This is a genomic window from Alcaligenes faecalis (assembly GCF_005311025.1).
Classification (GTDB): Bacteria; Pseudomonadota; Gammaproteobacteria; order Burkholderiales; family Burkholderiaceae_B; genus Alcaligenes; species Alcaligenes phenolicus.
On the sequence record NZ_CP031747.1, the window covers coordinates 1227637 to 1239665 of the forward strand.

The following is a 12029-nucleotide window of genomic DNA, read 5'->3' on the forward strand; positions in this document are numbered from 1 at the left end:
TTGAAAATCGTGTTTTTTGGCGAAATTGAAAGGTAGGCGAAAGCTTCGCTCCGGTAAGGTCGCACCCATTACAACGACCAAGATCCTCCTAGAGGCGAATCAATGACTATCCACATGAAACTACGGGTGCTACTGGCCAGCAGTATTCTGGGCTTGAGCAGCCTGAGTGGCGTACAGGCCCAGCAACCCTCCAAGCCTGAGTGTATTGCTCCAGCACAGCCAGGCGGCGGGTTTGATCTGACCTGTCGTGTAGCCGTGAACGGTTTTCTGGAAACCAAGCTGCTGGAAAATCCCATGCGCACCGTCTATATGCCCGGCGGTGTAGGGGCGGTGGCCTATAACCATATCGTGGCGCAGCGCCCGGGCGACGACAATGCGATTGCTGCTTTCTCGGGTGGCTCCCTGCTGAATCTGGCACAGGGCAAGTTTGGCAAATACTCGGTAGAGGACGTGCGCTGGCTGGCGTCGATTGGCAGTGATTATGGCGTGGCCATTGTGCGTGCGGACTCGCCTTATCAGGACCTGAAATCCCTGATGGAGGCCTTCAAGGCCAACCCGACCAAGATTGTTCTGGGAGCGGGTGGTTCCGTGGGTGGGCAGGACTGGATGAAGGCTGCGTTGACGGCCCGTGCCGCAGATGTGGATTTCCGCAAAATGCGCTTTGTTGCCTTTGAGGGCGGTGGCGAGGCGATGACGGCCCTGCGCGGTGGCCATATTCAGGCCTATATGGGCGATGCAGCCGAAGCTCACACCATGCTGGAGGGTGGAGCGCCTATTCGTGTTCTGGCTGTCTTTAACGATAAGCGACTGGACGGTGCGCTGGCCGAGATTCCCACGGCCAAAGAGCAGGGCTTTGATATCGAGTGGCCTATTATTCGCGGCTTTTATGTGGGCCCCAAAGTCTCTGACGAGCAATATCAGTGGTGGGTTCAGGCGTTCGAGCAGCTGATGAAAACGCCCGAGTTTGCTCGCATGCAAACCCAGCAGGGCCTGTTCCCCTTCAATATGAGCGGCCAGGAACTGGATGCTTACGTAAAACAACAAGTACTTCAGTATCGAGAATTGGCTGACTCGTTTGGCCTGATCAAGAAGTAAGTTTTTACGGTACTCCCGGCCGGTTTGCGCCGGGAGTGCCGCCTGTCTGCCCCGTCGTCCATGGCGGGTGAATCCGGAGATTCCAATCATGACGCTGAATGATCGCGTACTAGGCGTGGGCGCGCTGGTGCTCGCTGCCTTGATCACCGCTTTTGGCTACGACCTAGAGCCGCCTTTTTCCTATGAGCCTGTTGGCCCCAAGGCCTTCCCTTTATTGCTGGCCTTGATCATTGCTTTATGCGGGCTGCGCCTGATTATCAAAGGTGGTGGGACTGTGCCTGCCAACCCCAGTGGAGCCAATGGCCGCATCTTGATGATGGTGGCCTACCTGGCGGCTTATGCCTGGCTGTTTCAGTGGCTGGGTTTCATCATTGCCACCACGCTGATGGCTACCTTGGTAGGCCGTTTGTTTGGCGGTAGCTGGAAGCAGGCCCTGATTGGCGGGCTGGCGATGGGAGTGGGGCTGTTTCTGCTATTTGATTTGGGCCTGGATGTGGTTCTGCCCTACGGCATCCTGGGAGAGTGGTTATGAGCTCGATTCTTGATTATTTGAGCGTAGGCTTTGGCGTTGCTTTTTCTGCCCAGAATCTGCTGGTCGCCGCGATTGGCGCTTTTATCGGCACCATTGTGGGCGTGTTGCCTGGGCTGGGGCCGATTAATGGTGTAGCCATGCTGGTGCCGATAGCCTTTGCCATGAAGCTGCCCCCGGAGTCTGCTCTGATCCTGCTGGCCGCTGTGTATGTGGGTGCGGAGTATGGTGGTCGTATTACCTCCATTCTGATCAATGTGCCCGGTGAAGCGGCAGCGGTCATGACGACGCTGGACGGTTATCCGCTGGCGCGCAAAGGTTTGGCCAGTGTGGCCTTGTCCTTGTCGGCTTTTTCCTCGTTCATCGGGTCCACCATTGCCATCTGCGGTATTGTGCTGCTGGCTCCCATGCTGGCGGGCTGGGCGGTTGCCTTTGGCCCGGCCGAGTATTTTGTGCTGATGGTGTTTGCCTTTTGTGCGCTGACCAGTTTGTTGGGGGATGAGCCAGTCAAAGGTATCCTGGCCGCTATGCTGGGCCTGTTCATTTCTACGGTGGGAGTGGACGCCAACTCGGGGGTATATCGGTACAGCTTTGATATTCCGAACCTGGCAGATGGCATTGATTTTGTTGTTGTCGTGATTGGTTTGTTTGCTGTGGCAGAGATGTTGCAGATGCTGGAAAACCTGTTGGGTGGCGTGTCGATCGAAGTACCTAAAAGCAAGCGCAAGCTCTTTAACCTGAAAGAGCTGGGCATGACCTGGTGGAGCACCGTGCGTGGTGGTGTGATGGGTTTTTTCATCGGTATCCTGCCCGGTGCCGGGGCCAGTGTGGCCTCTGCGGTGGCCTACGCCAATGAGAAAAAATATATCGAAGGCAAAGATCCCAATGCCATGTTTGGCCAGGGCGATATGCGTGGCCTGGCTGCGCCAGAGGCGGCCAATAACAGTGCTGCAACCGGCTCCTTCATTCCCATGCTGACACTGGGCGTGCCAGGCTCTGGAACAACGGCGGTCATGATGGGTGCCCTGACGCTGTACAACATCACGCCGGGGCCAGTGTTGTTTGAGTCGCAGCCACAGATTGTGTGGGGCTTGATTGCTTCCTTGATGGTCGCCAACGTCATGCTGTTCTTGATGAACGTGCCCATGGTGCGGGTCTTTGCCTCCATGCTGGCTATTCCTCCGCGCCTGTTGGTGCCTGGTATTTTGGCGATCAGCTATATCGGGGTCTATGCCATCAATGGCACGAGCTTTGATCTGCTGCTGGTCGTTGGTATCGGCGTTCTGGGCTACTTCCTGCGCAAGATGAACGTGCCCATGGCACCGATGGTGCTGGGAGTGGTTCTGGGCAATATGATGGAGCAGAATCTGCGTCGCGCGCTGTCCATCACGAACGGTGAAATCGGTATTCTGTTCGAGAGCAAAGTTTCAATTGCCTTGTGGATCGCGGCCGTTTTGGTTAGTGTAGGTCCGATCGTGCTGCGTCGTATTGCAGGGCGCAAGCAACTGCGCGACGAGACATAAATAGGGGGACCCCACCGCCTCGGTGGGGCTTTTATCGGGAGAAAGCGCCAGGCTGCGGCCTGGCCTTGTTGTTTTTGTTATGGCTATCTGGTTTCGAATTGCCCTGGGTTTTGGGGTAGCCCTGCTTGGTGCCCTGGTGGCCAGTTGGCTAAGTATGCCTTTGCCCTGGATGTTGGGTGCCCTGATCTTGACGGCAGCTACCAAAATGGCAGGCAGTCCGGGGGCCTGCATGCCGCTGGCGCGCAACGCAGGTCAATGGGTTATTGGAACATCCTTGGGGCTGTATTTCACCCCAGCCATGGTGCATCTGATTGGCAGTAATGCTCTGTTTATCGTGATGGGCATGGTGTTTGCGCTGGTCTTGTGCTGCATAGGTACATTCATGCTGACTCGTTATGCCGGTACGGATCTGCGTACTGCCTGGTTTGCCAGTGCAGTAGGGGGAGCCAGTGAGATGACGGGGCTGGCGGAGCGTTATGGCGCACGTCCGGATCTGGTCGCCTCTGCACATGGTTTGCGGGTGCTGATGGTCGTAGTGATTATTCCCTTCGCGTTCGAGGCTTTGGGCTTTTCAGGGGAGCAGGCGGGAGCTGTTGTACGGCCTGATTTTTTGAACCTTCCTGGCCTGGCTCTGCTGGTGCTGTTAAGCAGTGCGGCCGGCTTCCTCTTTCAAATCTTGCGTTTGCCCAACCCTTGGGTGCTAGGCCCTTTGTTGGTGGTGGCCATTCTTACGTATAACGACATTATTTTGTCGGGCCTGCCGATACAAATTTCCAACTTGGGGCAGCTGTGCATTGGCTGGGCTCTGGGCGACAAGTTCGGGCCGGACTTTTTCCGTCGTGCTCCCAGGTATTTGGGGGTCGCTGCCATCAGTAACCTGATCAATCTGTGCTTGGCGTTTGCCTTCGCCTATGGCCTGTATCGGCTTTCCGATATTGCCTATCCCACGTTGGTGCTTGGCGTCAGCCCAGGCGGCATTGCAGAGATGGCGATTACCGCCAAAGTGCTGCAATTGGGAGCGCCGATGGTGACCTCCTTTCAGGTGGCGCGCATGGTTTGCGTGTTGGTGTTGACCGGACCTTTATATACCCGTCTTGCCCGCCACTTAAAACTGAGTTGAGGGCTGTTCGTATCAGCCTGATGAAAAAAGCCCGGTGTCTGACCGGGCTTTTTTTCTTTTGCATCAAGAAAGGGTAGCTTGCGACAGAGGGTTAGCGGCCAGGCGTGACTTTGCCATGCTCGCCGATCTCGGTCAGGCGCTCGCCCATTAGCGTGGCTTTCAGCATTTTTCCGGCTTGTGCCAGCTTGCCTTCGCGCACGCTCCAGTACTCCGCACTATCAATATGCACGCACACCAGCGCCAGATCGGGGTCGGTAATACCCTCGGCAAACCAGGCTTCAGTCATGGTGTTCCAGAAGCGTTCTTTCTGGTTCATGGAGTCGACCACGCGGGCCATACCGGACACCGACACATAGGTGTCGCTTTTAGGATCGGCATAGCTGACGTTCACATGCGGATTGGCGCTCAGATTACTGACCGGGTCACTGCTGCGCGACATGAAGAACCATAGCTTGTCATGCTCATAGTCCTCTTGGGTCGACCCCATTTTTGCCTTCTGGGTTGTCATGGGCCAGGCATGGAGTTCGCCATTGGCCGCATGGGTGACGAACATCGCAAAGCGGATGTCCTTGATAATCTCTTGCAGATGTTCAAAGGAAGATTCAATTGTTTCGTTCATGGCATCTCCTTGAGAAGGTTGAAGAGTTAATACTGCTTACTTAATCACCCCGCAAGCAAAGCGTCCGCCACCGCCGCCCAGGGGCGCGGGGTGGTCGGAGTGGTTGTCACCGCCTTCGTGAATCATCAGGGAGCGGCCCTTGATCTGATCCAAGGACTTCAGGCGTGGGGCCAGAACGGGTGTGCTGGCGGTACCGTCAGCCTGTACATACAGGGCGGGCAGGTCGCCCAAGTGGCCGTTGCCCCATGGGAAGCCGTGCTTGCCGGTTTTTGCAGGATCCAGGTGGCCGCCCGCTGCTCCGGCAGGCGTTACCTTGCCGTCTTTTTCGCTGGGGGCGCAGCTGGCGTTCTCATGCACATGGAAGCCATGTACACCGGGTTTCAGGTTTTTCAGGTCTGGCGTGAAAACCAAACCATGCTCTGTCTGACGGACGCTAACCTGGCCGATCTGTTCGCCAGCACCGCTTTCGGTCGCCATATTCATGGGGATGATGACGTCGGCCAGCGAGGGGGCGGATAAAGCAAGGGTGGCGCCTGCGGTGGCCAAGACCATTGCGCATCGCGCTTTGAAGGAAGAAAAACGCATAAGGCTGATTCCTTTGCTGAAATAAAACAGAAGGTTAGATCAGCCTAGCATTGCAGCCGCGCCATGCAGTTAAGAGACGTTTCTCTTTGTCAGTAAAGTCGGCCTGAAAAAGTGCCTGAAAGCGGTGGACCAAGCAAGGGTTTAGTCGGTCCGACAAGGGTAGTCCCGGCCTATCGTCTTTTCCAGAAAACGAGTTACTGCCTTGATGCGGGGCAAGTATTGCAAGTCCCGATGCACTGTCATCCAGATGGTGCGACGTACGGTAACTTGTTCATCCAGCAGCTTGATCATGCCCAGTCGTTCCGGTTTGGCAAAAGAGGGCAGCATGACGATACCTGCACCGGCTGCGGCGGCAAACATCTGGGCAATCATGCTGGAGGACTGAAAAGCCAGCTTGGGCCGGGAGATGATTTCATTAAGCCAGCGCACGGTATCCAGCTGGATCAGGTCGTCCACATAAGAGGCAAATTGGTGATCCAGCAGGTCGTTCAGATCACAGGGATGGCCGTGACGGGTCAGGTACTCGGGAGACGCGTACAGATGTAGCGGAAAGGAGCCCAGGGGCACCACATCAATGGACTTGCCTGCCATGGGAAAAAAACTCAGGAATACATCCGCTTCGCGCCGGTTGACGTGCATTTGCTGGGTCGTCGTGACTAGCTCAATGGCGATTTTGGGGTGTAGCGATGAAAAGCCCTGAAACTCTGCAGCCAGATATAAGGAGGCAATGCCTTCCATGGAGCCGACCCGCACTGTGCCGGAGGGTTCTTTAGGGCGATCCCCCAATTGTTCTGCCAGAGCCACGGCACTGGCTTCCATGGACTCCACATACTCCAGCAAGCCTTGCCCGCCTGCGGTCAGATGCAGACCCTGGTTACTGCGCTCGAAGATGGGCGCGTTAATCGTTTCTTCCAATCGGCTGATATGACGGCTCAGGGTGGACGGGTCTACCTTCAAACGTCTGGCGGCCGCGCCCAGGGTGCCGCAGCGCGCCACTTCCAGGAAAATTTTCAGATCATGCCAATTGGGATCAATAGGAGACATGGCTACAACCCTGGACAAGAATATTTGCAAGGCGGGTACCAAATAATGGACGAAACCCGTGCGTATTTTTAAGTCTACTGCGAGCTATCACGGTATAGATCAAGCTTTCAGGGAGTTGCAAATTTGCAATGCACCTTGTGTTGCTGACGGCCTTGTTTAGAAAGAGAAATAGAGGCTGCCATGTACCCCCGAGGCAACGGAAGTACATGGCAGGTACTGCTAGCAGGGTGGGTCAGACGATGGCCTTACTCCTCCATCGTTTCCGAACTGGCTACCTGACCGTCCTGCACGGGCTCACTGCTACGTGATTGTTTACCGCTTGCGCTGTTTGGTCCTCGGAAAGTAGCGGGCGTGATGCGTCGACGATCAATGGACAGATCAAACACATCGAAGCGGTTGTAGTAGCCCACAATGTCGTGGAACTGCTTGGGCTCCACGCAGGCGTTCAAATCAAAAGTGGCATAGGCAATCCCTTCTTCATTTTGCAGAAAGTCGCCTACGGATGCGCCGGTGGGGTCCAGGAACTGGGTTGCCGCGCGCGGGGTGTTTTCCAGCACTTCGCGCGCCTGGGCATCCCCGCCTTCGGTCAGGGCATCAAGCATGGCCTGGTCCATGAAACCGGCATTCAGAATGCCGAAGACTTTGGACTCAAAAGAGTGGCCGCCTGCTCGTATTTTGTTGGCTGCCACATTGTCAAAGTTCTGGCCGGATTTGGGCATGCGGGTCGGCCAGATAGCCGGCCAGGCGGAGATGTGAATCTGCTCGCCCTGGGCCGCCAGTGAGTAGCGGGCCAGCGGGTTGGTGTTCTCCCCGCAGATCAGGGCACCGATGCGGCCAATGCGGGTTTGGCACACGCGCAGACCATGGCCATCGCCCGGAGCCCAGACCATTTTTTCGTAGAAGGTGGGCACCAGTTTACGGTGGTGATTCAGGATGGAACCATCATCGCCAATGATCACATTGGAATTCCAGATGCAGCCTACGCTGGCCTCGGTGCTTTCGCTAAAACCCAGGGACACAAAGATGCCATTGCGCTTGGCAGCGGCACGAATCTGGGCGATTTCCGGGCCATCAATATGGATGCTGTTGGCTGCCATTTTCTTGAACCAGTCGTGGTTGTAAATGGGCGCCCACAGCGCGGCCCAGACTGGAAAACCGGGGATGAAGGCTTCGGGAAAGGTGATCAGCTCGGCACCGTGGCGGGCGGCCTCGTCAATAATGGCAACGGCCTTGCGTACCGAGGCGGACGCGTCCATGTAAACAGAAGCAATATGTGCCGCGGCAACTTGAGTGATTGGAAGTGACATGGTGTGTTTCTCTCTACGTTTAGTGAACCGTGGCCTTGGCCACACCTAATCCGGTTTCCCGGCGAACCGACATCTCTACCCACCTGGATTCCGACAGGGCGCTGCGGGTGAACAGCGAGAACAGAATCACCAGTAAAAAGCCCAGTGGAATGGAGATAATTCCGGGATTGCGCAGGCTGATCAGGGGCTTGGAGAGGCCCACCACGCTGCTTGCATCGGCAGGAATGGCATCTGCCGTGGCCTGGGCTGCGTTGCGTTCAGTGACCAGCTTGTCGCGCAGGGCAGGGTCGCTTGCCGTGTTCAGCTTTTGATTGACGGTGGTGACAGTGGCCAGTGCAGCTTCTTTTTGCAGCAGCGGGTAGCTCATGTTGGGCGATACCAGCACCAGCCCGATGGACAGGATCGTTCCGCCTACTACACCCGCCACCACACCGGCGGTATTGCAGCGTTTCCAGTACAAGGTGCAGACCAGCGCTGGCAGGTTGGCCGATGCGGCAACGGCATAGCCCAGGCCCACCAGATGCGCCACGTTCTGTCCCTTGGCCGCAATACCGGCAGCGATGGAAATCACCGCCATCAGCAAGGTGGCGATACGCGCTGCAATGACCTGTTCGCGCTCGGTGCCTGCACCGTTGCGAATTGCGCCGATATACACGTCATGGGCCAGCGAGGAAGCCGCGGCCAGTGTCAGGCCGGCCACCACCGCCACAATCGTGGCAAAGGACACGGCAGCCACCACGGCCAGCATGAAGTTGCCCATCATGCTCTCCGGCCCCCCACCCAACAGTTGCGCCAGCATGGGCGCGGCCAGATTGCCGCCCTTGTCCAGGCCCAGAATCGCGCTAGGGCTGACATTCAGTGCGGCAGAAAAGCCGATCACCACAATGAACAGATGGCACAGGCCGATGGCAAACATGGCGTACAGTGCCGATTTGCGGGCGGCTTGCGCATGTGGCACAGTGAAAAAGCGCATCAGGATATGTGGCATTGCGGCGGTTCCCAGCACCAGTGCCATACCCAGCGAAATCTGTTCGACCGGGTTTTTCAGATACAGGCCCGGTTCCAGAAAGCGCTGTCCGGCTTCGGCCACACCCAGCGAAGATTGCCCCAGGAAATTGATCACATGATTCTGGATGGCGGGGCTGGAAATGACCGAGCCAAAAAACGCTTCCACGTTAAAGCCGTAGGGCGCCCAGGACAGAATCACCAGCACGAAGCAGAAACTGATCAGCAGACCAGCCTTGAGCACTTGCACTGAGGTAGTGGCACGCATGCCACCAAATAACACGTAAATCAGCATCATCAGGCCGACGATGCCAACAGAAACCTCATAGGGAATCCCGATCAGCGCCCGGATAATCACGGCACCGCCCACAATCTGCGGGACCATGTAAAACAGCGCGACCAGAATGCTGGACCCGGCCACAACCAGCTTGGTGGCACGGAAGTTGTTTCGATAGGACAGCACATCGCCCAGCGTGTAGCGACCCAGATTCCGGCAAGGTTCGGCCACCAGAATCAGCACTGGAATGAAGGATACGAAAAAGCCCACCAGATAGCTGATACCGTCCAGACCATATATCGCGATCAGCCCGGAAACGCCCAAAAACGCGGCGGCTGAGAGGTAATCCCCGGCAATGGCCAGTCCATTAAAACGGGCGCTGATACCGCCGCCCGCCGTGTAGAAGTCGCTGGCAGTGGCGTTGCGGCGTGCCGCCAGAAAGGTGATGCCCAGCGTGAACAAGAACAAGAAGGCGAATACTGAAAACGTCAGCACCCTGTTGCCTTCATTAACCAAGGTGCTTTCCTGTGCGAGCGCAGCTTCGCTGACAGCCATCAAGGCTGTCGCAAATACTATTTTTTTCATGATGAGCCCCTTAAACGGTCGCGGAGCGCATTGAGAACTGCTGGGATTCTTCTTGTGTTAACTGCTGCACCATCTTGTCCAGGTGACGCAACTGGACGGCATAGCGCCAGGCCACGGCACCCCCCACCAGATACTGGGCGATCAGATACCAGAGCCCGAAATTGGTGGAGTTGCTCAGTTTCAGACGAAAAAGCTCGGGGCTAAGACTGGAAAGAATGGGAACCAGAAAAAAGAAGGCCATGCTGACAAACAACAACCGCAGCACCACGCCTCTTCGCTTGCGTACCAGATCCTGGAATTGAGGCTTTGCGTACAGCGCCTCATAAACCTGGGCAGAGATATCCGCCATGTTTGTCTCCTTTTTTGATTGGATTTGTATTTGCCATTCTTAAGAAGAAGGGCGCGATAGGAAAGCGCCAATGTTGCAAACCCTCTTGCAAATTTGCAGGATGAGGTGGGATGCCACACCGCAGGGACTTTTCTATATCTAAATGAGAATTATTGTTAATATGCTCGCTTCATTCGACATCCGTCTCTTGTATTTGCCATGTCCCGCCGCCCCACGTCCAAGAAAGGCTGGCTCGCTCATTACAGCGGGCTGATCGGCTCGTGGGCCAAGCGCAGCTCTTTGCCGCAGGACGCGGAAGATGCCGCGCAGGACTCCATTGAAGGCTTGCTGCGCGGCGAACATGCTGCGGCACTGAATCAAAAAGCCTATATGTATCGCAGTGCGCAAAACCAGCTGATCAGTGAGATCCGCCGTCAGTCGCGCCACGACGTGGTGCCTCTACACGATTTGCGAGAGGAGGAGCACCCGGTAGGTCTTGGACCCGAAAGTGATCTGCGCATGGAGCAGCTTAGCCAGGCGTTGCGAGATGCCTTGCAGGAGCTGCCCTTGAAGTGCCAGCAAGTGTTTTTGTGGAACAAAATAGAGGGCTATACGCAAAAGGAAATTGCAGAGAAGCTGGATCTGACGCCCAGCTCGGTGGAAAAATACATGAAGCGGGCATTGCGGCATCTTCAGAAAAAGTTACAAAGCTATGCCCCTCATTGATTCCGGATTTCCTTATGCATAAACGTCTTATCAGTGAAGGGCACGGTTTTGTGCCCTGTGTCCCTGGCGACGCGAGCCATGCCTAAAAACGACAAGCATCCCCCCTCTTATCTGCCCCAAGAGCAAGCGCTGGACTGGTTTTCCAGAGAGCAGCTCGGTGAGCTGACGCCGCAGGAGCAGCGTGAGCGGGATGCGTGGTTGGCGCAGGATCCGGCCAATGAGCGGGAGTACCGTTCCTTGCAGCAGGTCTGGCAGGTGGCGGACCATCTGCCCATGGACGAGATGCGGGAGATCATGAATCGTCCGGCGCAAGAGGTGCCTGACTTCGCGCGTCGACGCTGGGTGATGGGTACAGGGGTGACGCTTGCAACGGTGGCCGCCGGGGCCTGGTTCAGTCGTTCGATGTGGGCCGAGACACCTGTGTTTACCCAGCGCCTGTTGACCGCACGCGGCGAGCGCAAGCAGCTTGAATTGCCGGATGGTTCGCGTCTGGATTTGAATACGGACACGGAGGTGAGCATCGCGTTTTACGCGTCGCGCCGAAACGTGGAGTTGCTGCGGGGCGAGGCCCTGTTTGCGGTGCAGTCCGACAAGAATCGCCCCTTTTCCGTAGACGCGGGTCAGGCGCAGGTGCTGGTTACCGGGACGCAGTTCAATGTGCGTCGAGAGGCGGAGAGTGTCGCCGTGGCTGTGCGCGAGGGCTCGGTGCAGCTTTCCACAGGCCCGTGGTGGCGCCGGGACCGGGCGATGTTATCGGCTGGGCAGGTATCCAGCGCGGTAAACAACAAGGTGATGCCTTTAGTTCAGGAGCGTGTGGAAGCGATTATGGCCTGGCAAGAGGGGCGCATCGTGTTCCGTGATGTGCCTTTGACGACGGTGGCACAGGAGCTGAGCCGCTATCTGGAACACCCCTTGCGGGTGACAGACTCACAGATCACCAAGTTGCGCATTTCGGGCACATTGAGTATTGAGGAACCAGCAGCGGCGCTGGATATCCTGCCGGACATCGCGCCAGTACGGGTGGTGCGACAAGCGGATGGCAGCGCTTTGTTGATGGCGCGTTAAGGTTACGGCTCGTTTTGCGTTTGGCAGCAAGCAATAAGCCACGAACCGTGAAGTGCGAATGGTGAACAGCGATTCGAAGACGAACGATGCTGTGCTGTCGAGTTCCGTTGCCAAGCAAGTCGTGCACCACTATTGATACATTTTGTATCAAAAAGAGCAGTGAGAATCATTCCGGAAAATTTTTCGCTACGGCGTCTTACTTATGGGGGCCTGCTTTCCAG

At 56.5% G+C, this 12029-nt stretch carries 12 protein-coding genes; 6 read left to right on the forward strand and 6 right to left on the reverse strand.

Going from position 1 to position 12029, the window contains the following annotated elements; genetic code table 11:
• The first annotated feature begins 102 nt into the window (after window positions 1-102).
• The 4 genes from D0C27_RS05595 to D0C27_RS05610 all read left to right on the forward strand — a co-directional run bounded on the left by D0C27_RS05595 (window position 103) and on the right by D0C27_RS05610 (window position 4267).
• Window positions 103-1095: a Bug family tripartite tricarboxylate transporter substrate binding protein gene (locus D0C27_RS05595; protein ID WP_137430591.1), complete on the forward strand. Its 993-nt coding sequence runs from the start codon at window positions 103-105 to the stop codon at window positions 1093-1095.
• 94 nt (window positions 1096-1189) lie between these two features.
• Complete coding sequence (locus D0C27_RS05600) at window positions 1190-1627, forward strand: tripartite tricarboxylate transporter TctB family protein (protein ID WP_035270589.1); 438 nt, start codon at window positions 1190-1192, stop codon at window positions 1625-1627.
• Window positions 1624-3147, forward strand: coding sequence for a tripartite tricarboxylate transporter permease (locus tag D0C27_RS05605; protein WP_083054813.1), 1524 nt, complete (start codon window positions 1624-1626; stop codon window positions 3145-3147). Before D0C27_RS05600 ends, D0C27_RS05605 begins: the two co-directional genes overlap by 4 nt.
• Before the next feature lie 79 nt (window positions 3148-3226).
• On the forward strand, window positions 3227-4267 hold the full coding sequence (locus tag D0C27_RS05610; RefSeq protein WP_137430592.1) for an AbrB family transcriptional regulator: 1041 nt from the start codon (window positions 3227-3229) through the stop codon (window positions 4265-4267).
• A 91-nt stretch (window positions 4268-4358) separates the two neighbouring features.
• On the opposite strand, the gene D0C27_RS05615 is transcribed toward D0C27_RS05610, so the two are convergent.
• The 6 genes from D0C27_RS05615 to D0C27_RS05640 form a co-directional block, all read right to left on the reverse strand.
• Window positions 4359-4886: a pyridoxamine 5'-phosphate oxidase family protein gene (locus tag D0C27_RS05615; RefSeq protein ID WP_035270198.1), complete on the reverse strand. Its 528-nt coding sequence runs from the start codon at window positions 4884-4886 to the stop codon at window positions 4359-4361.
• Window positions 4887-4922: 36 nt separating this feature from the next.
• Window positions 4923-5471 (reverse strand): superoxide dismutase family protein, encoded by a 549-nt coding sequence (sodC, locus tag D0C27_RS05620; RefSeq protein WP_009463437.1) that lies wholly within the window; start codon window positions 5469-5471, stop codon window positions 4923-4925.
• 141 nt (window positions 5472-5612) lie between these two features.
• On the reverse strand, window positions 5613-6515 hold the full coding sequence (locus tag D0C27_RS05625) for a LysR family transcriptional regulator (protein ID WP_137430593.1): 903 nt from the start codon (window positions 6513-6515) through the stop codon (window positions 5613-5615).
• Between the two features lie 245 nt (window positions 6516-6760).
• Window positions 6761-7822, reverse strand: a complete 1062-nt coding sequence (locus D0C27_RS05630; protein ID WP_137430594.1) for a carbon-nitrogen hydrolase family protein — start codon at window positions 7820-7822, stop codon at window positions 6761-6763.
• 19 nt (window positions 7823-7841) lie between these two features.
• Window positions 7842-9689: a solute symporter family protein gene (locus D0C27_RS05635; protein ID WP_060185400.1), complete on the reverse strand. Its 1848-nt coding sequence runs from the start codon at window positions 9687-9689 to the stop codon at window positions 7842-7844.
• Between the two features lie 10 nt (window positions 9690-9699).
• Window positions 9700-10038 carry a DUF485 domain-containing protein gene (locus D0C27_RS05640; RefSeq protein WP_060185399.1) on the reverse strand — a complete coding sequence of 113 codons (339 nt, stop codon included), beginning with the start codon at window positions 10036-10038 and terminating at the stop codon, window positions 9700-9702.
• A 198-nt stretch (window positions 10039-10236) separates the two neighbouring features.
• Here D0C27_RS05640 and D0C27_RS05645 point away from each other — a divergent pair, with 198 nt between their 5' ends.
• Together D0C27_RS05645 and D0C27_RS05650 are read left to right on the forward strand one after the other, a co-directional pair.
• Window positions 10237-10743 (forward strand): RNA polymerase sigma factor, encoded by a 507-nt coding sequence (locus tag D0C27_RS05645; protein ID WP_088451931.1) that lies wholly within the window; start codon window positions 10237-10239, stop codon window positions 10741-10743.
• Window positions 10744-10821: 78 nt separating this feature from the next.
• The gene (locus D0C27_RS05650) at window positions 10822-11808 is read left to right on the forward strand and encodes a FecR family protein (protein WP_137430595.1); all 987 of its coding nucleotides are present in this window, start codon (window positions 10822-10824) and stop codon (window positions 11806-11808) included.
• The last annotated feature ends 221 nt before the right edge of the window (window positions 11809-12029 follow it).

Excerpts from the sequence above, each read along its gene's own strand:
- D0C27_RS05595 (WP_137430591.1), top strand. The coding sequence starts at position 103 with ATGACTATCCACATGAAACTACGGGTGCTACTGGCCAGCAGTATTCTG.
- D0C27_RS05605 (WP_083054813.1), top strand. The coding sequence starts at position 1,624 with ATGAGCTCGATTCTTGATTATTTGAGCGTAGGCTTTGGCGTTGCTTTT.
- D0C27_RS05610 (WP_137430592.1), top strand. The coding sequence starts at position 3,227 with ATGGCTATCTGGTTTCGAATTGCCCTGGGTTTTGGGGTAGCCCTGCTT.
- D0C27_RS05615 (WP_035270198.1), bottom strand. The coding sequence starts at position 4,886 with ATGAACGAAACAATTGAATCTTCCTTTGAACATCTGCAAGAGATTATC.
- sodC (WP_009463437.1), bottom strand. The coding sequence starts at position 5,471 with ATGCGTTTTTCTTCCTTCAAAGCGCGATGCGCAATGGTCTTGGCCACC.
- D0C27_RS05625 (WP_137430593.1), bottom strand. The coding sequence starts at position 6,515 with ATGTCTCCTATTGATCCCAATTGGCATGATCTGAAAATTTTCCTGGAA.
- D0C27_RS05630 (WP_137430594.1), bottom strand. The coding sequence starts at position 7,822 with ATGTCACTTCCAATCACTCAAGTTGCCGCGGCACATATTGCTTCTGTT.
- D0C27_RS05635 (WP_060185400.1), bottom strand. The coding sequence starts at position 9,689 with ATGAAAAAAATAGTATTTGCGACAGCCTTGATGGCTGTCAGCGAAGCT.
- D0C27_RS05640 (WP_060185399.1), bottom strand. The coding sequence starts at position 10,038 with ATGGCGGATATCTCTGCCCAGGTTTATGAGGCGCTGTACGCAAAGCCT.
- D0C27_RS05645 (WP_088451931.1), top strand. The coding sequence starts at position 10,237 with ATGTCCCGCCGCCCCACGTCCAAGAAAGGCTGGCTCGCTCATTACAGC.
- D0C27_RS05650 (WP_137430595.1), top strand. The coding sequence starts at position 10,822 with ATGCCTAAAAACGACAAGCATCCCCCCTCTTATCTGCCCCAAGAGCAA.